The organism is Frondihabitans sp. PAMC 28766 (genome assembly GCF_001577365.1).
In the GTDB taxonomy this organism is placed as follows: Bacteria; Actinomycetota; Actinomycetes; order Actinomycetales; family Microbacteriaceae; genus Frondihabitans.
Genome location: NZ_CP014513.1, coordinates 3,405,819 through 3,426,368, shown reverse-complemented (window position 1 = coordinate 3,426,368; position 20,550 = coordinate 3,405,819). Strand labels below are relative to the sequence as shown.

General features: G+C 70.8%; 24 protein-coding genes. 13 read left to right on the top strand and 11 right to left on the bottom strand.

What is annotated here, in order from left to right; genetic code table 11:
* Nucleotides 1-97: 97 nt before the first annotated feature.
* Complete coding sequence (locus AX769_RS16365; protein ID WP_066281488.1) at nucleotides 98-1,339, bottom strand: MFS transporter; 1,242 nt, start codon at nucleotides 1,337-1,339, stop codon at nucleotides 98-100.
* A gap of 56 nt (nucleotides 1,340-1,395) precedes the next feature.
* Between AX769_RS16365 and AX769_RS16360 the strand changes: the two genes are divergently transcribed.
* The 4 genes from AX769_RS16360 to AX769_RS16345 all read left to right on the top strand — a co-directional run bounded on the left by AX769_RS16360 (nucleotide 1,396) and on the right by AX769_RS16345 (nucleotide 2,792).
* The gene (locus AX769_RS16360; RefSeq protein WP_066281485.1) at nucleotides 1,396-1,719 is read left to right on the top strand and encodes a helix-turn-helix transcriptional regulator; all 324 of its coding nucleotides are present in this window, start codon (nucleotides 1,396-1,398) and stop codon (nucleotides 1,717-1,719) included.
* A 47-nt stretch (nucleotides 1,720-1,766) separates the two neighbouring features.
* Nucleotides 1,767-2,135, top strand: coding sequence for a type II toxin-antitoxin system Phd/YefM family antitoxin (locus AX769_RS16355; RefSeq protein WP_066281484.1), 369 nt, complete (start codon nucleotides 1,767-1,769; stop codon nucleotides 2,133-2,135).
* Nucleotides 2,132-2,524, top strand: a complete 393-nt coding sequence (locus AX769_RS16350; protein ID WP_066281482.1) for a PIN domain-containing protein — start codon at nucleotides 2,132-2,134, stop codon at nucleotides 2,522-2,524. The genes AX769_RS16355 and AX769_RS16350 overlap by 4 nt, the downstream gene beginning before the upstream one ends.
* 112 nt (nucleotides 2,525-2,636) lie before the next feature.
* Nucleotides 2,637-2,792: a hypothetical protein gene (locus AX769_RS16345; RefSeq protein ID WP_157887681.1), complete on the top strand. Its 156-nt coding sequence runs from the start codon at nucleotides 2,637-2,639 to the stop codon at nucleotides 2,790-2,792.
* Nucleotides 2,793-2,810: 18 nt separating this feature from the next.
* Here the strand turns inward: AX769_RS16345 and AX769_RS16340 are convergent, their stop codons facing one another.
* Together AX769_RS16340 and AX769_RS16335 are read right to left on the bottom strand one after the other, a co-directional pair.
* On the bottom strand, nucleotides 2,811-4,262 hold the full coding sequence (locus AX769_RS16340; RefSeq protein ID WP_066281476.1) for an aromatic amino acid ammonia-lyase: 1,452 nt from the start codon (nucleotides 4,260-4,262) through the stop codon (nucleotides 2,811-2,813).
* Nucleotides 4,263-4,411: 149 nt separating this feature from the next.
* Entirely contained in the window at nucleotides 4,412-5,881 is a 1,470-nt protein-coding gene (locus AX769_RS16335; RefSeq protein WP_066281474.1) for a cytosine permease, read from the bottom strand.
* 68 nt (nucleotides 5,882-5,949) lie between these two features.
* On the opposite strand from AX769_RS16335, the gene AX769_RS16330 reads away from it, so the two are divergent.
* The 3 genes from AX769_RS16330 to AX769_RS16320 are packed head-to-tail and all read left to right on the top strand — an operon-like array spanning nucleotide 5,950 to nucleotide 8,108.
* Entirely contained in the window at nucleotides 5,950-6,573 is a 624-nt protein-coding gene (locus tag AX769_RS16330) for a TetR/AcrR family transcriptional regulator (protein ID WP_066281471.1), read from the top strand.
* Between the two features lie 33 nt (nucleotides 6,574-6,606).
* On the top strand, nucleotides 6,607-7,086 hold the full coding sequence (locus tag AX769_RS16325) for an N-acetyltransferase (protein WP_066281468.1): 480 nt from the start codon (nucleotides 6,607-6,609) through the stop codon (nucleotides 7,084-7,086).
* A gap of 35 nt (nucleotides 7,087-7,121) precedes the next feature.
* Entirely contained in the window at nucleotides 7,122-8,108 is a 987-nt protein-coding gene (locus AX769_RS16320) for an alpha/beta hydrolase (RefSeq protein WP_304440147.1), read from the top strand.
* 105 nt (nucleotides 8,109-8,213) lie between these two features.
* On the opposite strand, the gene AX769_RS16315 is transcribed toward AX769_RS16320, so the two are convergent.
* On the bottom strand, nucleotides 8,214-8,582 hold the full coding sequence (locus AX769_RS16315; RefSeq protein ID WP_066281466.1) for a hypothetical protein: 369 nt from the start codon (nucleotides 8,580-8,582) through the stop codon (nucleotides 8,214-8,216).
* Between the two features lie 48 nt (nucleotides 8,583-8,630).
* Here AX769_RS16315 and AX769_RS24160 point away from each other — a divergent pair, with 48 nt between their 5' ends.
* The 3 genes from AX769_RS24160 (at nucleotide 8,631) to AX769_RS16305 (ending at nucleotide 10,098) form a co-directional block, all read left to right on the top strand.
* Entirely contained in the window at nucleotides 8,631-8,813 is a 183-nt protein-coding gene (locus tag AX769_RS24160) for a hypothetical protein (RefSeq protein ID WP_157887680.1), read from the top strand.
* Nucleotides 8,814-9,102: 289 nt separating this feature from the next.
* Nucleotides 9,103-9,264 (top strand): hypothetical protein, encoded by a 162-nt coding sequence (locus AX769_RS24155; RefSeq protein WP_157887679.1) that lies wholly within the window; start codon nucleotides 9,103-9,105, stop codon nucleotides 9,262-9,264.
* A gap of 186 nt (nucleotides 9,265-9,450) precedes the next feature.
* Nucleotides 9,451-10,098: a YitT family protein gene (locus AX769_RS16305; protein ID WP_066281461.1), complete on the top strand. Its 648-nt coding sequence runs from the start codon at nucleotides 9,451-9,453 to the stop codon at nucleotides 10,096-10,098.
* 156 nt (nucleotides 10,099-10,254) lie between these two features.
* Here the strand turns inward: AX769_RS16305 and ald are convergent, their stop codons facing one another.
* Complete coding sequence (gene ald / locus AX769_RS16300) at nucleotides 10,255-11,355, bottom strand: alanine dehydrogenase (protein WP_066283869.1); 1,101 nt, start codon at nucleotides 11,353-11,355, stop codon at nucleotides 10,255-10,257.
* 124 nt (nucleotides 11,356-11,479) lie between these two features.
* Between ald and AX769_RS16295 the strand changes: the two genes are divergently transcribed.
* From AX769_RS16295 to AX769_RS16285, 3 genes are all read left to right on the top strand, one after another.
* Nucleotides 11,480-11,977, top strand: coding sequence for an Lrp/AsnC family transcriptional regulator (locus AX769_RS16295; RefSeq protein WP_066281460.1), 498 nt, complete (start codon nucleotides 11,480-11,482; stop codon nucleotides 11,975-11,977).
* A gap of 68 nt (nucleotides 11,978-12,045) precedes the next feature.
* Complete coding sequence (locus AX769_RS16290) at nucleotides 12,046-12,444, top strand: carboxymuconolactone decarboxylase family protein (RefSeq protein ID WP_082763871.1); 399 nt, start codon at nucleotides 12,046-12,048, stop codon at nucleotides 12,442-12,444.
* 10 nt (nucleotides 12,445-12,454) lie between these two features.
* Nucleotides 12,455-13,651: an acyl-CoA dehydrogenase family protein gene (locus AX769_RS16285; protein WP_066281458.1), complete on the top strand. Its 1,197-nt coding sequence runs from the start codon at nucleotides 12,455-12,457 to the stop codon at nucleotides 13,649-13,651.
* A gap of 586 nt (nucleotides 13,652-14,237) precedes the next feature.
* Here AX769_RS16285 and AX769_RS16280 read toward each other — a convergent pair.
* The 6 genes from AX769_RS16280 to AX769_RS16255 form a co-directional block, all read right to left on the bottom strand.
* On the bottom strand, nucleotides 14,238-15,605 hold the full coding sequence (locus AX769_RS16280; RefSeq protein ID WP_369824105.1) for an O-acetylhomoserine aminocarboxypropyltransferase/cysteine synthase family protein: 1,368 nt from the start codon (nucleotides 15,603-15,605) through the stop codon (nucleotides 14,238-14,240).
* A 4-nt stretch (nucleotides 15,606-15,609) separates the two neighbouring features.
* The gene (locus AX769_RS16275; RefSeq protein ID WP_066281456.1) at nucleotides 15,610-16,890 is read right to left on the bottom strand and encodes an LLM class flavin-dependent oxidoreductase; all 1,281 of its coding nucleotides are present in this window, start codon (nucleotides 16,888-16,890) and stop codon (nucleotides 15,610-15,612) included.
* 87 nt (nucleotides 16,891-16,977) lie between these two features.
* Entirely contained in the window at nucleotides 16,978-17,658 is a 681-nt protein-coding gene (locus AX769_RS16270) for an LLM class flavin-dependent oxidoreductase (RefSeq protein ID WP_157887678.1), read from the bottom strand.
* Nucleotides 17,655-18,686 carry a transporter substrate-binding domain-containing protein gene (locus AX769_RS16265; RefSeq protein ID WP_066281450.1) on the bottom strand — a complete coding sequence of 344 codons (1,032 nt, stop codon included), beginning with the start codon at nucleotides 18,684-18,686 and terminating at the stop codon, nucleotides 17,655-17,657. Before AX769_RS16265 ends, AX769_RS16270 begins: the two co-directional genes overlap by 4 nt.
* Nucleotides 18,687-18,749: 63 nt before the next feature.
* Nucleotides 18,750-19,523: an amino acid ABC transporter ATP-binding protein gene (locus AX769_RS16260; RefSeq protein ID WP_066281444.1), complete on the bottom strand. Its 774-nt coding sequence runs from the start codon at nucleotides 19,521-19,523 to the stop codon at nucleotides 18,750-18,752.
* The gene (locus AX769_RS16255; protein WP_082763870.1) at nucleotides 19,520-20,428 is read right to left on the bottom strand and encodes an amino acid ABC transporter permease; all 909 of its coding nucleotides are present in this window, start codon (nucleotides 20,426-20,428) and stop codon (nucleotides 19,520-19,522) included. Before AX769_RS16255 ends, AX769_RS16260 begins: the two co-directional genes overlap by 4 nt.
* Between the last annotated feature and the right edge of the window lie 122 nt (nucleotides 20,429-20,550).

The window sequence follows — 20,550 nt, the reverse complement described above, 5'->3', positions numbered from 1 at the left end:
CGTTGGTTGACGCGCGTCGACCCCCCTGGCGGTTCCGATCGAGCGGAGCCCGGAGCGACGCGATGTCCGAATCCAAACACAGTCCCTATGACTGGGGCTAGACCTCTGTGTGAAGATCGTGTGACGGCTTGCGCTTTTCGCCCGCAGTCACTTGCCGAGAACGTACGAAGCCCAGCAGGAAAAGCGCCAGGGCGATGACCGCGAGAGCTGCGCCGACCAAGGGCACGGCGCTCGCGCCCGGCAGAGAGCCGAATCCGCCAAGAACGGCTGCGCCGAGAATCGGCGCAAGGGCGATTCCGACGTACATCGCCGTCGAATACCACGAGAGGGCGATGCCGGCGACTTTCGGCTCGATGCCGACGAGGCGGTGCTGCACGGGCACCACCACGCCGAAGGCAAGGACGCCCCACAGTACGAAGCCCACCGCGAGGGTCGCGTACGACCCCTCGACGAGCGGCAGGATCGCGAGGACCACCGCCTCGCCGCTCAGCCCGATGGCCACCACGGTTCGGCTGCCGAGCCGGTCGGTCAGACGGCCGGACAGGTTCGTGCCGATGATGCCGCCGACGCCGTAGAGCAGCAGCAGGATCGCGAGGAGGCCGCTGGACCCTGCCGTCGCTTTCGCCGTGACCGGGGCCGAGAAGATGTACACGACGTTGAAGGCCGTGGTGAGCACGAGCACCGCCACGAGCGTCAGGACGATCGCGCGACCGCGCAGGGCGCCGAGGCGCTCGCGCACGCCGATCACCGGCCCGACGGGAACGCCGCGGACCACGACGGCGAGAACGACGGCGACCACCGCGCCGAGCACGGCCAGGGCGCCGAGGGGCAGTCGCCAGTCGCCGCCGGCCGCCAGGGCGGTGCCGACGGGGGAGCCGAGCGCGGTGGCCAGTGTGAAGCCGAGGGCGGCGATGGCGAGGGCGCGGCCGCGCTGATCGGGCGGAAGCAGAGTGGGCGCGGCTGCGGTGGCAGCGGGCACGAGTGCGGCGCCGCCGAACGCGGCGAGGACCCGGCCCAGCTCGAAGACCGCGAGGCTCGGCGCGATCGCCGTGATGGCCGTACCGATCGCGATGACCGCCAGCCCGCCGGCCATGAGTCGGGTGCGGTCCATGCTCGCGAAGACGATCGAGACGATCGGTGAGGCCACCGCGACTATCAGCGAGTAGAGCGTGATCGAGTAGCCGACGCGGGCCTCGGTGGTGTGCAGCCCGTCGGCGATGCGGCCGAGCAGGCCCGCGATGACGAAGGCGTTCGTGCCGACCACGAAGAGACCGGCGGCCAGGATGCCGAGGCGCAGCGTCACGATGCGCGAGGAGTACGATTGTTCGATAACCGTCATACGATCAAGTTAGCGGATAGTTTGATGATTGTCGAACTAATTCGGAGAGGTCCCACGTGCCCGACTACCCCGTTCCCGACATCGCGGACGTCGAGCTCGTCGAGATCCTGAAGGCCGTCGCCGACCCGATCCGGTTGCACATCATCAGCGTCCTCGCCGACGGCGAGCCTCGATCGAAGACGCTCGACGGCTGGAGGCTGGACGTGACGAAGTCGACGATGTCGCACCATTTCAAGATCCTGCGCGAGGCGGGCCTCACACGCACCATCGTCGATGGGCGCAACCACTCGATCCAATTGCGGCGCACCGAGCTCGACGAGAAGTTCCCCGGCCTCCTCGCGGCCCTCACCGCCCCTGGCGCCGACGACCCCTCCGCCTGACGCGGTCGCTGTAGAACTTGTTCTACAAGATCGGTAGGCTTGAGGTCATGATCACCCACAGTGCTCGCGACGGGGCTCGTGCGGGGCTTCCCTCCGTCGGCGTTCGCGAACTCAAGCAGAACGCCTCCAAGGTCGTGGCTGAGGTCGAGGCCGATCACATCATGCGTGTCGTGACGATCAACGGTCGACCCGTTGCGGGCATCGTTCCGCTGGAGGTCCTCGATGTGATCCTCGTGGACGGCCCCGGGCATCGGGTCGAACGGGTCGGCGTCAGCTCCGCAGACTTCGACGCTGCAATGGCTCGCTTCCCGGTGCCGCGGATGACGACGGACGAGATCGACGAGTGGCTTCACGACACCGACCAGGCCGCACCCGAAGAGCCACTGATCGACCCGTGGGAGGAAGCCGGGCTGTGATCCTGTTCGACACGTCAGTGCTCATCGCCTACGACCAGCTCGACATTCCCGCCGGCGACTACGTGTCGAGTGCAGTCGTCCTCGGCGAGTTGCACTTCGGCGTCGCGACGGCCAAGAGCATTTCGATGCACAGTCAGAGGCAGGCTCGGCTTGCCCGAATTCGGAGGACGGGCATTCAATGGCTGCCCTACACCGAGTCCACTGCCACATTCCACGCCGAGCTCATGACGGCCATTCACCCGCACGCGCCGGGCAAGGCCCGTGCGCGCGACATCATGATCGCAGCCACCGCCTACGAGCTCGGGGCCAGCCTCGCCACGCTCAACCCGGTCGACTTCCGGCACATCGACGCTCTCGTCGAGATCGTCGTCCCTCCTCGCGTGGCCTGACGGGCCGGCGCACGAGCGGAGCCCGGACGGGGGCTGACACGAGGCCACGTCTCGGGTCATGATTGACGGCGGGGGTCGGGACGGCCGGTGCCAGACGATCGAGGGGATCGACATGCCGCTACGAGAAGCCGCACGCGAGATGCGAGACGTCTACGCGAACGAGATCGCGCGCGCGGTCCATGCGGGCCAGGAGCCCGACCCGTTCGCCGTCGTGTCCTGGGCGAAGTACGAGGCCGAGGCGACCTCGGGGGAGCCTCCCCGCACCTGAGCGCTGCGGTCGTCGCGGTCAGTGGCGGGAGGCGATCCAGCCCATCAGAGCCTCGACGTCGAGGCCGAAGGGGCGGTCTGCTGTTCCCGGGGGCAGGATCCCGTCGACCTGGCCCCACATCGCGTCGTTCGCTGTCGCGCCTCCGAGGCGTCTCGCCTGGACGATCGCCAGCATCTCGCACGCGAGCACGTCGCGCAGGCCGTCGAGGGACTTCTCGCACGCGGCGGCCGCTTCGAGCGCGAACGACTGCGCGTCCTCCTGGCCGAGCGACGTCTCGATCAGGCCGAGGCTCGCAGGGGCCGAGCTTCGCACGAGTTCGTGGACGACCCCCGCGGCCCGCTTGTGCACGGTGACCATGCCGGCGTGGAGGCCCGGCTGCGACGAGAGCTGGCGCGGGAGGCCGGTCACGCGGTCGTCAAGGAGGCGGTGCAGACGTGCGGCGGACAGTTCGGCGAGGTGGATGACGGCCGAGCGGAGGGCGTCGAGGCCGGCCGCCAGCTCGAAGCCGTCGAAGCCGGCGGTGCCGATGAACGCGGTGTCGTCGCGAGTCTCGTCTTCGGCACCCGCTTCGACATCGACGAAGGCAGGGGAGTCGGTGACCCCGTCGAGAGCTCGCCGTGCGGCCAGCCCGAGGGCGACGGCGGTGCGCTCGAGATGAGCCAGCGCCGGCGCCGTGACGCGGAACGAGACCGGGGCCTGCAGGGCCGAGGCGACCGCCCGTGATCCTGCGCCCTCGCGGATGCGCCCGGCGATCGCTTGCTGGACGTCGTCGCCGCGGATCACCTCGTCGCGCAGCGGATCGCGGCTGGCATTCGTGAGGTCGAGCTCGGCCGACAGCGCAGCCTCGACGACCCGGCCCAGGATGCGGGACTGCCGCACCCGGGCGAGCACCAGCGCGGTCGCCACCGGCACACCCTCGATGAGCGCGACGCCCTCTTTCGGGCCGAGGCCGAAGGGGGCGACACTCACCTCCGGGCTGCCCGCGATGATCGCCGCCCCGAGGTGGGCGAGGGGGATGATCTCGCCGGCGGCTCCGTTGCGCGTGGCCGGGATCGGGGGCAGCGCGCTGCGGTTCAGCATTTCGACGAGGTGCTGGCAGAGCTCGGGAGACACTCCGGCGTCGCCGTTGAGGAGGGTTCGGAGGCGGACGGCGATGGCGAGGCGGGTCTCATGGGCGTCGAGCCACGGCCCGGAGCCGACGGCGCGGGCTCGCATGAGGTTCTCTTGCTGTCGTCGCTGCGCGTCGGCATCGAGCCGGACGGTGCTGGCCGCGCCCATGCCCGTCGTGACCCCGTACACCGCGTCGCCGCGCTCGAGTCGGCGCAGCAGCTGCTCGCGTCGCCCGCCCAGCCGTGCCACCAGTTCGCCGCCGAGCCGGAGGTGCCGCCCGTCGGCCACCGCCATGCAGGCGTCGGCGTCGAGGTCGGCCGGGGCGTCGACTTTGAGGGCGTCGGGGTGGGTGGGGCTCATCGGCGGGAGCTTGTCGGCGTCACGCCTCCACTCTGGCACGGGCTGCTGAGATCGCGGGGCGGAGTCCGGATCGCGGGCACACGCCGGCTCCGCCGACCTCACGCTGCCCGCAGACCGCGCGCCCGCCAGCCAGACGTCCCGCCCGCTCGTCAGGACGACGCAGCCCGAGTGCCCGACCCGGCGCGCCGAGCGGTCCCGCCGCGCACCACAGCCCGCGGCGCCGTGATCCTGCTCAGCACCCCGTAGGCGACACCGCCGACGAGCGGCCCGACGATCGCCGAGAGGTCGGCCCCGCCGAGCGCCGCCGAGACCGGCCCGGTGAACGGGGTCGTGTCGATGCAGAGTGTCGCGGCCGCGGCCCCCGCGACGAGGGCGACGATGCCGGCCCAGTTCCAGCCGCGGTGGTACCAGAACGGGCTCGACGGCGACTCGTCGGCGAGAGCGGTGTGGTCGTACCGGTTGCGGCGCCGCACGATGTCGATCACGTAGATCGCCATGGCCGGGCCGAGCAGGGCGACGGTGAGGGTCAGGATGCTGCTGATCGCGTCGAGAAAATTCGTCACGAACAGCGCGTAGCCGGTCACCCCGACGGCGACCGCCGCGTCGAAGACCACGGTGACCGACCGCCGCCACGGCACCCCGGCGGCCTGGAGCGCGAGGCCGGTGCTGTAGGCGGTCAGCACGTTGTTGGTGATGAGACCGACGATGATCATGCCGAGGAACGCGGCGTAGAACCAACTGGGCAGGATGCCCTCGAGCGACGTCTGCGGGTCGGTCATGTCGACCGCCGTGGCCGCGAAGGCGCCGAGCAGGCTGAGCACGACGGACGGCAGGAAGCTGCCGAGGAAGGTCCAGCCCATGACGGCCCGAGGCGACGAGGCGGCCGGCAGATAGCGCGAGAAGTCCGCGCTCGTGCCCCACGAGAGCGGGCACGCCGCGATGATCGCGAAACCGACCAGAGCGACGGCCCAGAGCGCCCACCCGTGCACGGCGTCGTTCGCGGGTGTCGCATAGTGGAAATCGGTGTGTCGCACGACGAACCAGCCGAGCACGACGAGCGCCGCGAAGAGCAGCCACGTGAACCCGCCGCTCAGCCGCTGGATGGTCGCGTGGCCCAGCACGGCGATGGTGAAGGTCACCACGGCGGTGCCGACGATGATCGCCGCCTTCGACCAGAGTGGCACTGCGCCGAAGAAGTAGTGCACCAGGGCGAACCCGGCGAGCGACCCGGTCGCGAGGTTGATGGCCTCGTAGGCGACACCGACGACCCAGCCGAGGATCAGCGTGTAGACCCGGTTGCCCCGCACGCCGTACATGGCGCGCGTGATGATCTCGCTCGGGGTGCCGGCCGCCGGCCCGCTGATCGCGACGAAGCCGACGGCGATCCAGAAGAGGTTGCCCGCGACGATGACGAGGCCCGCCTGCCACAGGTTCAGGCCGAGCATCACCATGAGCCCGCCGAGCACGACGTAGAGGTAGGTGATGTTCGACGCAGCCCAGATCGCGAAGAGCGAGCGGGGCCGACCGTGCCGCTCGGCGTCGGGGACGTAGTCGGTGCCGTGCGTCTCGATTCGACCTGACCGGTCGGCGCGCGGCTCGACTTCGACAGTGCTGCTCATGGTTCGCCCTTCCGCGATCTGTTATTGGTGCTGGAGTCAACAGCACTGTTGGCCCTAGAGTCAACAACATGGCCGATGTTGTTACACGCGAGAAACCTCGACGGCGCAAGAGCCCCGTCGAGCGCCGCGACGAGATCGTCGAGGCGGCAAGCCGGCTGGCGATCGGCGACGGCCTCGGCGCAGTCACGGCGAAAAGGGTTGCTCAGGATCTCGGGGTCGTGCCGGGTCTCGTCACCCACTACTTCTCGTCGATCGACGACCTCGTCGCCGCCGCCTTCGTGCTCGCTGCGGCCCGCGAGCGGGACGAGCTGTACGCCTCGGCCCGTGCCGCCGCTCCGACATCGGTCGCCGGGCAGCTCGGCGCCCTCCTCGACTCGTACGTCGACCCGGGGCGCGACACGATCAGCCTCCTCTGGCTTGACGCCTGGCAGGACAGCCGGCGGCGACCCGCGCTCGCCGACGCCGTCGAGGGCCAGATGCTGCTCGACTACGACGCGCTCGCAGAGCTCATCGAGGAGGGGATCGTGAGCGATGGGCTCCTGGTGCCCGACCCTCGGGAGGCCGCCGTCAGCGTCATGGCCCTGGTCGACGGGCTGAGCATCCGCGCCGCCGTGCGCGACCGTATCGACTACGCACCCGTCGTCGAGGTCTTCACCGAGACTGCGTCGCGCCTCCTGGGGCTCGCACGCTGACGGCGGGCGGGGCCGCGGGGTATTCTCGGCGCGATGAGCATCGCAGAGCCCGCCCGCACCCGCCCGCTGACCGACGACGAGTTCGCCGCGTGGCGCGACGCGCAGCTCGCCGACTACGCCGAGAGCCTCGAGCGCTCGAGCGGCATCTCGCCGGAGTCGGCGCGCGCTCGCTCCGAGAAGGAGTTCTTCGGCGCCCTGCCCGACGGGCTGCAGACGGCGCGCATGCACGTGCTGGCCGTGCTCGACGCGGCCGGCGAGAAGGCCGGCGTGCTGTGGGTCGGGCCGCATCCCTCGTTCGACGGCTCGGGATACGTGTACGACATCGTCATCGAGCAGGATCACCGCGGGGCTGGCCTCGGCCGGGCGACGATGCTCGCCGCCGAGGAGGTGTCGAAGGCGGAAGGCTGGAGCAAGATCGGCCTCAACGTCTTCGGCGACAACGAAGTGGCGCGCGGCCTCTACGACTCGCTCGGCTACGCCGTCGCCTCGACACGCATGATCAAACCGCTCTGACCCGCCACACCACCCGCGCAGTCGAAGGAGACACCGTGACCGACCAGCCCGACCGCACCCTGGCTCCCGCCCGCACCCCCGCCCCGCCGTTCGACGCCGAGCTGGGCGCGGCCCTCGAGGAGCTCGGCGACCTGATGGACCCGACCCTCACGCCGGACAAGCTGCAAGCGCGCCGCGCTGCTCCCACGATCCCGATCGACGAGATCATCGGCGGCCGGGCGATCCGCCGCACCGAGCGCACCATCGAAGCGGGCGGCGTCGAGATCGCGCTGTCGATCTTCGAGCGGGACGATCACGAGACGGCCGGCATCGGCATCTACTACACGCACGGGGGCGGAATGGTGGCCGGCGACCGGTACTCCGGCGCGGCCGAATACCTGCAGTGGGTCGAGGCCTTCGACGCCGTGGTGGTCTCGGTGGAGTACCGGCTGGCGCCCGAGCATCCTGACCCGGCGCCTGTCGACGACTCGTACGCCGGCCTCGTCTGGGCGGCCGAGCACGCCGCCGAGCTGGGCATCGACCCGTCGCGTCTCATCGTCGCGGGAGTCAGCGCCGGGGGAGGCCTGGCGGCCGGGCTCGCCCTCCGCGCGCGCGACCAGGGTGGCCCTGCGCTGGCCGGCGCACTGCTGATCTGCCCGATGCTCGACGACCGCAACGACACCGTGTCGAGCGCGCAGATCGACGGCTTCGGCGTCTGGGATCGCACGAGCAACGACACGGGCTGGAACGCCCTGCTGGGCGACCGCCGCGGCACGGACGGCGTGTCGATCTATGCGGCGCCGGCCCGGACGACCGATCTCAGCGGCCTGCCGCCCACGTTCATTGACTGTGCGACGGCCGAGGTCTTCCGCGACGAGGACGTCGCCTATGCCACGTCGATCTGGCAGCATGGCGGTGTCGCCGAGCTCCACGTCTGGCCCGGCGGCTACCACGCGTTCGACAACTTCGCGCCCGCGGCGCAGTTGTCGATCGAAGCCAGGGCTGCCCGTGTCGCGTGGATGCGCCGGGTGCTCGGCGCCTGAAAGGCCCGGCTCGGGCGCAGCGCACGCTCGTGGGCCCCAGCAGCGCGTTGACTTCGACGCCGATGGTCGAGGCGCTCGTCGTCGACCACGCCGAATTGCTCGCCGTCAGGTCCGTTCGCACGGCGATCGGGTAGGTGGCAGGCCGAGCCCGAGGAGGGACGCCGTCGACAGCGCCGCCGACAGTGCCGCCCCCGTCGCCGTCGCGTAGGCCGTGCCGTTGAAGGGGAGTGCGAGGTCGTTCGGCGTCGTGCCGGTGTAGCTCCAATTGATCGTGACCGTCGTGCCGTCGGCGTTGTTCGCGCAGGTCGGATTCGTCGCTGCGACGGGTGTCCTCATGGCGAAGGTCGAGGTCGGGTTGGCGGTGGTCGCCCTGAATGCGACCGCGTCCGCGCGCGGCTGCGGCGCCGCCGAGCACACGGCCCCGGCGATCAGCAGCACCGTGAGCGCCGCCCCGGCCTGCCGCAGGCGGCGCACGTTCCGCGGCAGTCGGTGCCGGTCGAGCCGGGCTTGAGGCCGGTCGCCGTGAAGAGCGCGACGTTGTTGTCGTCGTCGGTGAGCGCCACGGATCCGGCGCTCCAGTTGCTCGTGGGGTTCGACGTCGTGGCCGAGAACGCCGAGTACGACGCGGTGCCGACGACGATGCCGGAGGCGTCGAGGGCCGTGGGAATCGCGATCCAGGCGGCGATCTTGGCGCGAAAAGGGTGACGAAAGGCATGGCTGTAATCCCGGGTGTGGGGCTGACCCGCGGTCGGTCGACCGCCTACAGGTGAAGCGGGATGGATGGGCAGTGGTTAAGTGCTCACCCGGTGTGGTTACGACCGAACTAATCGGGTCGGGCCGGGTCGGGTCGGGTCGGGTCGGGTCGGGTCGGGTCGGGTCGGGCCGGGTCGGGCCGGGCCGGGCCCACAAGACCTCCCTGCGGGGGACTGGACGGGGTTGTCGACCCCGTTGTCAACCCTCTGCCGCAACGGATCGCCCGGCGTACGGTCGACCGATGACACCCTCCGACGACACATCGACCACCGACGGCTCCACGAACGTCACCGACGAGCAGAAGAAGCACACCGACTCGCTCGGCGACGGCTCGCCCACCGGCGACGCGACGGAAGACCCGAAGCAGGACAGCGACACCACGTCGGGCGGTGAGCCCGAGTGAGCGACCCTAAGCCGCAGGGCGTGCCAGACCCCGACGAGGTCGACCCCGAGACCGGCACCGAGCCCGACGGCACGCCCGTCGACAACCCGTCCGGGCTCGTCGCGGCCTGACCGGCCGGCCGCTACCTGATCCACTCGCCGCCGATTGGCTCTGTCGAAAGAGCCGGTCGGCGACCACTCTGTCTGCATGAGACTCAACCCTCTCGCGATCCGGCTGCCGGCGCTGGTCGTCGGCCTCGTGCTGTACGGCGCTGCGATCTCACTCTTGGTGCGCGCCCACGTCGGCGTCGAGCCGTGGGACGCCTTCGCCCTGGGCATCGCGCGGCACACCGGCTGGAGCTTCGGCCTGCTCACCAACGTGATCGGCGCCCTCGTGCTGCTGCTGTGGTGGCCTCTGCGTCAACGACCCGGGCTCGGCACCGTGCTGAACATCGGCGTCGTGGGGTCGAGCGCCCAGGTGGGCCTCATGATCCTGCCGTCCGTGTCGTCTCTACCCGTGCGCATCGCGCTCTTCGCCGCCGGCATGCTGCTGCTCGCCGTCGCGAGCGGGCTCTACATTGGCGCCGGGTTCGGCCCCGGGCCCCGCGACGGCCTCATGACCGGACTCAACCGCAGGCTCGGGGTGCCGATCTGGTTGTCGCGCACCGTCGTCGAGGTGTCGGTCGGTGTGACGGGGTGGATCCTCGGCGGCGACATCGGCGTCGGCACCGTCGTGTTCGCGCTCGGGGCCGGGCCGCTGTGCGGGCTGACTCTCCCGTGGTTCGCGGCGCGGATCCCCGCGGCCCGTCCGTCGCGGCGCGCTTCGCGCCCGGAATCGACGACTGCGGCCGTCTGACCGGGCTCAGTTGTCGCTTTCGGGAGCAGAAAGTTGGTCGCGCGGGCGGCTGCTCTGTCGCGCCAACCGGATCCGGCGGCGCCAACCGGATCCGGCGGCGCCAACCGGATCCGGTGGGGCGAACCGGATCCCGTGGTGCGAAGTCGGCCGCAGGGGCTAGACCGTGGCGAGCTCCAGCCCGAGGGCGGCGGCGACGCCGGCGTTCGTGACGCGACCACCCTGCACGTTGAGCCCCTTGGCCAGCGCGGCATCGTCGGCGATGGCCTTCTGCCAGCCCTTGTCGGCCAGCGCCTGCACGTACGGCAGCGTCGCGTTCGTCAGCGCTCGTGTCGACGACTCCGGCACGGCGCCCGGCATGTTCGCGACGCAGTAGTACACCGCGTCGTGCACCGCGAAGGTGGGGTCGTCGTGCGTGGTCGGGTGCGAACCCTCGAAGCAGCCGCCCTGGTCGATCGCGATGTCGACGAGCACCGCCCCGGGCTTCATGGTGGCGACCATGTCGTCGGTCACGAGCTTGGGGGCCGCCGCGCCCGGGATGAGCACCGACCCGATCACGAGATCGGCGTCTCGCAGTTGCTCGGCGATGGCGAACGGGGTCGAGTGCCGCGTCTGGATCCTGCCGCCGAACTGCACTTCGAGGGCACGCAGGCGAGGCAGCGACACGTCGATGACGGTCACGTCGGCCCCCATGCCGAGGGCGTTGGCAGCCGCGTGCTCGCCGGCGACACCGCCGCCGATCACGACGACCTTCGCCTTCGGGGTGCCGGGCACGCCGCCGAGCAGGGTGCCGCGCCCGCCGTGCGAGCGCATCAGCTGGTACGAGCCGACGGTGATCGAGAGGCGACCGGCGACCTCCGACATGGGTGAGAGCAGCGGCAGGCTGCGGTCGGCGAGTTGCACCGTCTCGTAGGCGATCGCGGTCGTGCCGCTGGCGACGAGCGCCTCGGTCAGTGCGCGGTCGGCGGCGAGGTGCAGGTAGGTGAAGACGGTCTGGTCGGCGCGGAGATGGGCGTACTCGCTCTCGATCGGCTCCTTCACCTTGAGCAGGAGGTCAGCCGAACCCCAGACCTCCGAGGCGCTCGGCAGGATGGTGGCGCCCGCGGCCGCGTAGTCGGAATCCAGGATGCGAGACCCCAGCCCCGCTCCCGCCTCGACGACGACGTCGTGGCCGCGCCTCGCCAGGGCGTCGACACCCGCCGGGGTGATTGCGACGCGGTTCTCGTTGTTCTTGATCTCGGTCGGAATGCCTACACGCACGCGCTTCTCCTTCGACGGGCTCTTGCAGTCGATACTGGGCATGATTCGTTTCGCTCGTGTTTCTTCCGCAGAAGATTCTGTAGATTGCCCTGAAAGCGACGAAATCACACAAGAGAGCGCGCACATGAGCGATTCGACGAACAAAATTCACGAGACTGCAGAGCTCGACGACCTCGATCGGCGCCTCGTCGCGGTCCTGAAGACCGACGGGCGCATCTCGAACAGCGCCCTGGCCGAGGCCGCGGGCGTCGCGCCCTCCACCGCGCACACGCGCCTGAGATCGCTGCAGGATCGCGGAGTGGTCACCGGATTCCTCGCCAGCATCGACCAGAGGTCACTCGGTCTCGGCCTCCAGGCGATCGTCGGCGTCACGCTGCGTCCCGGCGCCCGACAGGAGAACATCCGCAGCTTCTCCGACCAGGTGCGGCGGCTGCCGCAGGTGCTTCAGGTGTTCTTCCTCGGCGGCACCGACGACTTCATCGTGCACATCGCTGTTGCCGACTCGTCGGCGGTGCGCGAGTTCGTCGTCGAGCACCTGTCGGCCCAGCCGAGCGTCGCGTCGACCCGGACGAGCATCGTGTTCGACTACCACCGCAACGGCGTCGCGGCGTCGTTCCAGTGACCGGCCATGCGTGACGTGATGTGACGGCAGCATGCTCGCCGCGTGGCGCCCGGTGCGACGATGGCACGATGAGCGACTACTTCGACCGCACCGCCGACAAGACCTACACGCGCGTGTACAAGCAGCAGACCCCCGACATCCTCGAGAAGTTCGCCGCGTTCGACGACGCCGTCTTCCAGGCCGAAGGCCGCGACATCCCGCTGAAGTACCGCGAGCTCATCGCCCTCGCCGTGGGCATCACGACCCAGTGCGTGTACTGCATCGACGCCCACTCGCAGAACGCCGTGAAAGCCGGCGCCTCGGAGGCCGAGCTGGCGGAGGCCGCCTGGGTCGCGACCGCGATCCGCGCCGGGGGCGGCTACGCGCACGGGCGCCTGGCGTTCAAGCTGTCGGGTGCCGCCGAGCCCGCCGAGCCCGCCGAGCCCGCCGAGCCCGCCGGGCACGGCGCCGCGGGCCACACGCACTGAGCCCGCGGCCATGACGACGACGATGTCGGAGACGAGCGAGACCCGAGGCGACGAGCGCTACGAGCGTCTCGCTGCCCGGTTCCGGCCGGTCTTCGCCCGCATCGGCGTCGACTCGCTCGAGCGCGAGCAGGCCGGGCGCCTCGCGCATGAGCAGCTCGGCTGGCTGACCGAGGCCGGGTTCGCGCGGCTGCGCACGCCCTCGTCGTTGGGCGGGTTCGGGGCGCGCCTGTCCGACCTCCTGCGCCTTCTCGCCGAGCTCGCCGAGGTCGACGTGAATCTCGCGCACATCTGGCGCAACCACTACTCGTTCGTCGAGGACCGCCTCAGCGCGCTCGACGAGCCCTCTGACACCCGGTCGGCCGTCTGGCTCGAGCGCCTCGGGCGCGGCGAGATCATCGGCGGCGGCTGGAGCGAGAGCGGCCCCTTCACACAGGAGACCGTCGAGACCACGATCGTGCCGACCACCGACGGCTACCGCGTCGACGGCGCGAAGTACTACTCGACCGGCAGCGTCTACGCGCACTGGTTCACGGTGCTCGCTGTCGACCCGGCCGGGGCGCGCACCGTCGCCCTGGTGCCGGCCGACCAGCCCGGGGTCACCATCGGCGACGACTGGGACGGCTTCGGCCAGAAACTCACCGGCTCGGGCAGCGTCACCTACCGCGGCGCGCACGTCGCGCCGGGCGACGCCATCCCGTACGCGTCGCGCTACGAGTACGCGTCGCAGTATTACCAGAGCGTGCTGCACTCGCTGCTCGTCGGCATCGGCCGAGCCGTCCTGCGCGACGGCATTGCGGCGCTGCGGGCTCGGCGCCGGTCGCACGGCAACGGCACGACGTCGTCACCCGTCGACGATCCGCAGATCCTGGAGGTGATCGGGCGCGTGTCGAGCCTGGTGTTCGGGGCGTCGAGCGCATTCGAGCGCAGCATCGACCTCGTCGACCGGTTCGTGGCCTCAGGATCGGAGGCGGACCGTCAGCAATCCTGGCTGGCGGTCGCGCAGGCCCAGGGTGTCGTCACCGACGCCGTGCTCGAGGCGGCGACTCTCGTCTTCGACGCCCTCGGCGCCTCCGGCACCAGCTCGGCGGTCGCGCTCGACCGGCACTGGCGCAACGCCCGCACGCTCGCCTCGCACAACCCGCGCGTCTTCAAGCAGCGCCTCGCCGGCGGCCTGCTCGTCAACGGGATGGACCCGACGGCGCACTGAGGCGCGCGCGGCGCGCTCCGCCCGCTGCGCCGCGGGCCGCCGGTCTCGGCCCGCCCGTGGCTGCACCGCCTCCGGCTCGTGCCGCGCGAGATGGCCTGTCCGACGGGCGGAGCGCGTCCACGTCGTCGGACGGGCCATTTCGCGGTGGTGGGCGGGACACGTGCGCGCGAGATCGCAGTCTGGCCGGGCCAGGCCTGCTCGGGGCGGCCGAGTCGCGATCTCGCGGGCAGGTCGCCGCGAGATGGCCTGTCCGACGCCCGGGGCGCGGTTGCGTCGTCGGACGGGCCATTTCGCGGTGGTGGGCGGGACACGTGCGTGCGAGATCGCAGTCTGGCCGAGCCAGGGTCGCTCGGGGCGGCCGAGTCGCAATCTCGCGGGGACGCATTCGTGGGCTCGGGTGCAATCTCGCGGGGCCCGCGGCCGTCGGAGAGCGGTCGTCGTCGCGGGCGCCTGGCCCGAGCGGCCACGGCTGCGATTTCGCGGAAGAGTGGCCGGGCCGCGCCGGCGCCGCGGCGGCGGCTTTGGTAGCGGCGGCTGCGGCAGCATGCCGGCAGCGGTCGCGGAAGCGGCGGGGCTATATCGGCGGCTACGGCAGGGCGGCGGCGCCGGCGCCGGCGCGCGCAGCGGCGGGCGCGGCTGTGGCAGCGGGCCCCGCAGCGGCCGCGGGCACCGCGGCGTGCGCGGCCGCGGCGGGCAGCGCGGCGAGCGCTTGGGCGAGGTCGGCGATCAGGTCGTCGGCATCCTCGATGCCGACGGAGAGCCGGATCAGCCCCTCGTCGATGCCGAAGCGGTCGCGCTCCTCCTGCGTGAGGTGCAGGTGCGTGGTGGTCGCCGGGTGGATGATCAGCGACCGCACGTCGCCGATGTGCGTCATGCGCGAGAACAGCGCCACGGAGTCGACGACACCGCGGGCCGCTGCCCGTCCGCCGTGCAGGGTGAACGCGAAGATGCTGCCCGTGCCGCGCGGCAGGTACTTCTGCCCGAGCTCGTAGGACGGGCTGGAGGTCAGTCCCGCGTAGTCGACGCTCGCCACCTGCGGCTGCTCGTCGAGCCAGGCCGCGACGCGTGCGGCGTTCGCCACGTGCTGCCGCAGCCGCAGCGAGAGCGTCTCGATGCCCTGCTGCAGCAGGAACGCGTGGAACGGTGACGGCGTCGGCCCCAGCCGGTTGACGACGACGCTGCGGGTGAAGGCGAGGTAAGCGCCCGCACCGAATCTCGAGACGAACGACGGCTGGTTCCGACGAGACTCGTTCAGGTGCGGATAGAGGTCGGGCCGTGCGCCCCAGTCGAACCGCCCCGCGTCGACGACGATGCCGCCGAGGCTCGCGCCGTGGCCGGTCAAGAGCTTCGACGCGGAGTGCACGACGATGTCGGCGCCGAACTCGATGGGCCGCAGCAGGTAGGGGGTCGCCACCGTGTTGTCGATCGCGAAGGGCAGGTCGTGCCGGTGCGCCAGTGAGGCCAGGGCCTCGATGTCGACGAGGTCGTTCTTCGGGTTGGGAATGGACTCGGCGAAGAGCAGGCGGGTGGTGGGCCGGATCCTGCGCTCCCAGTCGTCGAGGTCGCGCGGGTTCTCGACGAACTCGACCTCGATGCCGAACCGCGCGAAGTTGTCGCGGAAGAGCGAGCGGGTGCCCTCGTAGATGCTCGGCGCCGACAAGAAGTGGTCGCCGGCCTTCAGCACGCCGAGCAGCGCGACCGACACCGCTGCCTGCCCGCTGGCCACGAAGATCGCGCCGGTTCCGCCCTCGAGGGCCGCAACGCGCGCCTCGACGGCGACGTGCGAGGGGTTGTTGTTGCGCGAGTAGACGTAACCGGGGTCGGTGCCGCCGAACCGCGCCTCGGCCTGGTCGAAGTCGTCGAAGACGAAGCCGGCGCTGAGATAGATCGGGGTGATGCGGGCGCCGTGGGCCGACTCGGGGAGGCCCCGGCGTGGATCTGGTCGGTGTCGAATCCGGTCATGCGGTGGTGGTTCCTTTCAGTTCAGAAGCAGAGAGGGCAGGATGCCGGTCGGTCGGCTCGGGCCCGTCACGCCGGGTCGCCGCGAGCCGGCCGTGCAGGGTCGCCTCGCCGTACTCGTGACGGAAGAGCCCGCGCGCCCGCAGCAGCGGCACGACGTGGTCGACGACCTCCTCGAACCCGGTGGGGAAGCGGTCGATCATGAGGTTGAAGCCGTCGGCCGCGCCGGCCTCGAACCAGGTCTCGATCGAGTCGGCGACGTGCTCGGGCGTGCCGACGACGATGCGGGCGCCGTAGCCGCCGAACCCGCGCACGAGGGCGCGGACGCTCGTGTTGTTGTTGCGCACCCATCGCGTGACGGTGCGCCGATAGCCGACGGAGTGGCCGTAGGTGTTCTCGTCGAACGGCCGGTCGAGGATGTCGGCGGGGACGGGGCGGTCAGGATCGAGGGTGGTCACGTCGACGTCGAGGTAGGCGCCGAGCGACGACTCGGCGTAGCCGTCGGGGGCGAGCTCTTCAAGCGAGTCGTAAAGGTGTTGCGCTTCGGCCTCGGTGGAGCCCAGCACGATCGAGAGGCCTGGCAGCACCTTCACATCGTCGGCCCGACGCCCGGCAGCGACGGCGGCCGCCCGCAGCTCGCGGCGGTTCGCCACTGCGGCGTCGAGGGTGAGCTCGACGCTGAAGACGCCGTCGGCGAATCGGGCGGCGAGGTCGCGGCCCTGGTCGGAGCCGCCCGCCTGGAAGACGATCGGCTGATGCCCACCCGGAGCCGAGCCCGAGAGCCCCGACGCCTGCCAGAGGCCGCGGACCTCGGCGACGAACTCGGCCGCGCGGGCGTAGCGCGTCGTGCGGTCGGGGTTCGAGGTGACCCCGAAGTTGGCCGACACGGCGGGGTTGTAGGTCGTGACCGCGTTCCAGGCGGCGCGCCCCGCGGTGACGACGTCGAGGCTCTGCACGCGCCGTGCCAGCTCGACGGGATCGTTGTAGGTGGTCGATGCCGTGCCGACGAGACCCAGGTGGGTGGTCGCCTGGCCGATGGCCTGCAGCGCGGTGAACGGCTCCAGGAAGCCGAGCGCGCGCACGTCTGGGTCGCCGAGGCTCGGGTTGTCGGCGAGGAAGACGAGGTCGAGGGTGCCGCGCTCGGCGATGCGGCCGAGGTTCTGCCAGAACTCAAGGCTCACGAGGTCGAGGCCGTCGACGTCCTGCACCTGCCATGCGCCGGGTCGCTGCCCGAAGCCCTGCAGGTTGACGCCGAGAACGAGCTGGCCGTCGCGGCTCATCGCGCGCCCCCGGCGGCGGTGAACGCGGGTGCGCCGAGGGGGAGGGGCGGGGGCCGGCCGGTGCAAGGCCCAGGATGTGGCGCAGAGTCAAGGCGGGCGGCCCGTCGCCGGATGAGGCGGGGGTGATGAGTGACTCCACGGAGGCCACCTCGCTGCCGGAACCCACCACGAGCAGCCCGTCCGCCCCGCGGCCTCGGCATCGGTGCGCGAGCCGAGCCACACGACGGGCGGCCGACCCTGCACGCTCGACGGCGTCGTGAGGGGGCCCGCGATGCTCCAGGCGCCCGTGTGGTCGAGCCGCCGGATCCTGCCGCTCTCGGCGAAGCGCCCACGGGCGCGGTCGGTCACGATCGCGTCGCGCGGGAAGGTCTCCCAGAGGGTGGCGATGATCTGCGCGAACTCGATCGCGCCGGCGACGGGGGCCGAGGGCTGCGGGGTGACCAGGATGCCGACGCGACCCTTTGTCAGGTGATCGAGCGACAGCATCCTGCGTGCGAAGTTGTACGGGTGGTCGCGCACCGTGTCCGCCACGACCAGCACGCCCACGGCGGGGTGGCGCCCGGCGATGGCCTGCGCGGCCATGCCTGCGTCGAGTCGACGACCGGACGATCCGGGCGCCGGGGCCGAGCGCGAGCTCGAGCCCGCGTCGTCGACCCCGCCGTCCAGCCCGAGCACGACGAACCGCACGCCCGAGTCGAGCCCTCTCTCGCCGAGGGCCACGCCGACCGCGGCGTCGCCCGTCAGCACCACCCCGCCGCGGCCGCTCAACTGTTGCTCAGCGGGAGGCCGGGAGGGTTGATCTCGGACTTCGCCACGGCCTCGTTCGACAGGTTGTAGGCCTTCAGCCATTTCGTGTACTGGCCGTTGTCGATGAGGTAGTCGATCGCATCCGCGAGCGGCTTGTCGAGCCCGTCGCCCTTCTTCGTGGTGGCGGCGATGAGACCCTGCAGCGACTCGCCTGCGCCCGAGAACGTGCCGACGGTCTTGGTCGGGTTCGCCGACTTCGCGCTCTGCGTGTTCTGGTAGGCGGCGCCGGGGTTGGGGCCGAAGTTCGCGTCGATCTTGCCCGAGTCGAGAGCGAGCCAGGTGGCGCTGTCGGTCGGGTAGTACTTGATGGTCAGGGGCTTCTTGCCCTGGGCCTTCAGCTTGGACTGCCAGGTCAGCAGCAGCTTCTCCTGGTTGGTGCCGGCACCGACGGCGACGGTCTGCCCCGCGAGGTTCTCGTAGTCGCCGGCGAACTTCCACGAGCTCGACTTGAGCACCGAGAAGGCGAGGTTGTCGTCGCGGTAGGAGGCGAAGTCGTACTTCTCTTTGCGCTGCTCGGTGTCGGTGATGTTCGACAGGCCCACGTTCGTGGCGCCGGTGTCGATGCCGACGAACAGGTTGTCCCAGGTCGCCGGCTTGATGACCGGCTTCAGCCCGAACACGGCCGAGATGAGCCGGCCGAGGTCGGGCTCGGTGCCGGTCTGCGTCTTCTGGTCGCTGCCCGTGAAGGCGAGCGGCGGAAACCCGGCGGGCAGGTCGCCGACGCCGATGACGAGCTCGCCGCTCTTCCGAACCGACGCGGGGAGCTCGGCGCGGATCTTCGCGACTGCGGGAACGGTGATGGTGGTCTCGGTCGCCGCGCCGTTGGCGAACGCGCCGACGGTGACCCTCGTGGTGCCGTTCGAAGCAGCAGCGTCCCCGCCTGATGTCGAGGCAGCGGTCGTCGAGCAGGCGGCGAGCGCGCCGATGAGGGTGCCGGTGAGAGCGAGGGCCGATGCCGCTCGCCAGGCTCGGGTGCGGTGGATGGGCATGGTGGAGCTCCTTGCTGTGGTGGGACGGGGTGGTGGGACGGGCTGTGGTGGGACAGCGGAGCCTCAGGCCAGGACGGCGCTGAGGAAGTCGCGGGTCCGGCTCTCGGCCGGGTGGTCGAGAACACGGGCGGGCGGGCCCTGCTCGACGATCGCGCCGTCGTCGATGAAGACGACGTGGTCGGCGACCTCGCGGGCGAAGCCGATCTCGTGGGTGACGACGACGAGGGTCGTGCCGGTGCCGGCGAGCCGCCGGATCACGCTCAGCACCTCGCCGACGAGCTCGGGGTCGAGGGCGCTGGTCGGCTCGTCGAAGAGGATCAGCTCGGGTTCGAGGGCCAGGGCGCGGGCGATCGCAACGCGCTGCTGCTGACCGCCCGAGAGCTGTCGCGGGTAGGCGTCGGCCTTGTCGGCGAGACCGACCCGGTCGAGCAGCCTCCGGGACGTCTCGCGAGCGTCTCCGACAGAGATCCCCTGCGAGATCGGCGCCTCCGACACGTTCTCGAGCACGGTCAGGTGCGGGAAGAGGTTGAACTGCTGGAAGACGAAGCCGATGCGCGAGCGTTGCTTCAGGATCTGCTTCTCGTGCAGCTCGGTGAATCGCGGCTCTCGGCGACGCGTGTCGACGCGGACTCCGATCAGCTCTCCGCCGACCTGCACGTAGCCCTGGTCGAGCTTCTCGAGATGGTTGATGGCGCGGAGCAGGGTCGACTTGCCCGAGCCCGAGGGCCCCAGGATCACGGTCACGCTGCCCGCGGGGACGTCGAGGTCGATTCCGCGCAGCACCGTGCGGTCGCCGTAGGCCTTGACCGCGCCGCGCACGGTCACCTCGGCGCTCATCGGCGCACCTGCCCACGGTTGTAGTGGCGTTCGACGTAGTGCTGGATCACGCCGATGAGGCTGGTGAACACCAGGTACCAGATCGTGGCGACGACGAGCAGCGGGATCACGTCGCTGGGGTAGGTGCTGCCGAGGTTCTGCACGACGCCGAAGAGGTCGAGCAGAGAGACGTAGAACAGCAGCGACGAGGCCTTCAGCAGACCGACGATCTGGTTGACGTACGACGGCACGATCGAGCGGAGGGCCTGCGGCAGCACGATCCGCGTGAACTGGCGGCGCTGGGGGATCCCGAGGGCTTTCGCGGCCTCGTGCTGCCCAGGGTCGACGGCCAGCAGGCCGGCTCGCACGATCTCGGACGAGAAGGCGACCTCGCTGAGACTGAGCCCGACGACGCCGAGGGTGAGGTCGGAGAGCACCGAGATCGTCTTGACCTCGAGTTGCGGGCCGAACGGGATCCCGATGCCGAGGGTCGGATACAGATTGCCGAGGTTGTACAAGAAGATCAGCACGAGGATCAGCGGCACGGATCGGAAGACCCACACGTAGAACCAGCTCAGCCCCGACAGCACGGGGTTCCGCGAGAGGCGGGCCAGGGCGACGACGATGCCGCCGGCGAAGCTGACGACGGCGCTGATCGCCGTGACGACCAGGGTGAGCTCGATGCCCTGCAGGATCGTCGGATTGAAGAGCCAGTGGCCGACCCGCGGCCACTCCCAGGCTTTGTTCGTGAAGAGCGTCTGGCCGAAGTCGAGGGCCAGGATCACGACGACCGCGGTGATGATCCAGCGCGCCGGGTGGCGGACGGGCAGCACCGGTCGCAGCGAGAGGGCAGCCAGGTCGATGCCGGCCGGCACGGCGGAAGGCCGCGGCACGGCGGCCGCCTCCGCCTTCAGGGTGTTCGTCATCGGTCTCCGTTCGTTGCTGCCGTCTCTGGCCTGTATGGCTGTGAGACACGGACTGTGCCAGGGATCGGGGGCGCGCATCCGAATGTGACGGGTTCTTTCACCGCGTGACGGGTGTGTGACGC

What these genes read in the sequence shown, in the direction of transcription:
- AX769_RS16325 (WP_066281468.1), top strand. Translation starts at nt 6,607, where the DNA reads ATGAGCATCGCAGAGCCCGCCCGCACCCGCCCGCTGACCGACGACGAG.
- AX769_RS16345 (WP_157887681.1), top strand. Translation starts at nt 2,637, where the DNA reads ATGCCGCTACGAGAAGCCGCACGCGAGATGCGAGACGTCTACGCGAAC.
- AX769_RS16355 (WP_066281484.1), top strand. Translation starts at nt 1,767, where the DNA reads ATGATCACCCACAGTGCTCGCGACGGGGCTCGTGCGGGGCTTCCCTCC.
- AX769_RS24155 (WP_157887679.1), top strand. Translation starts at nt 9,103, where the DNA reads ATGACACCCTCCGACGACACATCGACCACCGACGGCTCCACGAACGTC.
- AX769_RS16255 (WP_082763870.1), bottom strand. Translation starts at nt 20,428, where the DNA reads ATGACGAACACCCTGAAGGCGGAGGCGGCCGCCGTGCCGCGGCCTTCC.
- AX769_RS16295 (WP_066281460.1), top strand. Translation starts at nt 11,480, where the DNA reads ATGAGCGATTCGACGAACAAAATTCACGAGACTGCAGAGCTCGACGAC.
- AX769_RS16265 (WP_066281450.1), bottom strand. Translation starts at nt 18,686, where the DNA reads ATGCCCATCCACCGCACCCGAGCCTGGCGAGCGGCATCGGCCCTCGCT.
- AX769_RS16335 (WP_066281474.1), bottom strand. Translation starts at nt 5,881, where the DNA reads ATGAGCAGCACTGTCGAAGTCGAGCCGCGCGCCGACCGGTCAGGTCGA.
- AX769_RS16330 (WP_066281471.1), top strand. Translation starts at nt 5,950, where the DNA reads ATGGCCGATGTTGTTACACGCGAGAAACCTCGACGGCGCAAGAGCCCC.
- AX769_RS16365 (WP_066281488.1), bottom strand. Translation starts at nt 1,339, where the DNA reads ATGACGGTTATCGAACAATCGTACTCCTCGCGCATCGTGACGCTGCGC.
- AX769_RS16285 (WP_066281458.1), top strand. Translation starts at nt 12,455, where the DNA reads ATGACGACGACGATGTCGGAGACGAGCGAGACCCGAGGCGACGAGCGC.
- AX769_RS16260 (WP_066281444.1), bottom strand. Translation starts at nt 19,523, where the DNA reads ATGAGCGCCGAGGTGACCGTGCGCGGCGCGGTCAAGGCCTACGGCGAC.
- AX769_RS16340 (WP_066281476.1), bottom strand. Translation starts at nt 4,262, where the DNA reads ATGAGCCCCACCCACCCCGACGCCCTCAAAGTCGACGCCCCGGCCGAC.
- AX769_RS16275 (WP_066281456.1), bottom strand. Translation starts at nt 16,890, where the DNA reads ATGAGCCGCGACGGCCAGCTCGTTCTCGGCGTCAACCTGCAGGGCTTC.
- AX769_RS16305 (WP_066281461.1), top strand. Translation starts at nt 9,451, where the DNA reads ATGAGACTCAACCCTCTCGCGATCCGGCTGCCGGCGCTGGTCGTCGGC.
- AX769_RS16290 (WP_082763871.1), top strand. Translation starts at nt 12,046, where the DNA reads ATGAGCGACTACTTCGACCGCACCGCCGACAAGACCTACACGCGCGTG.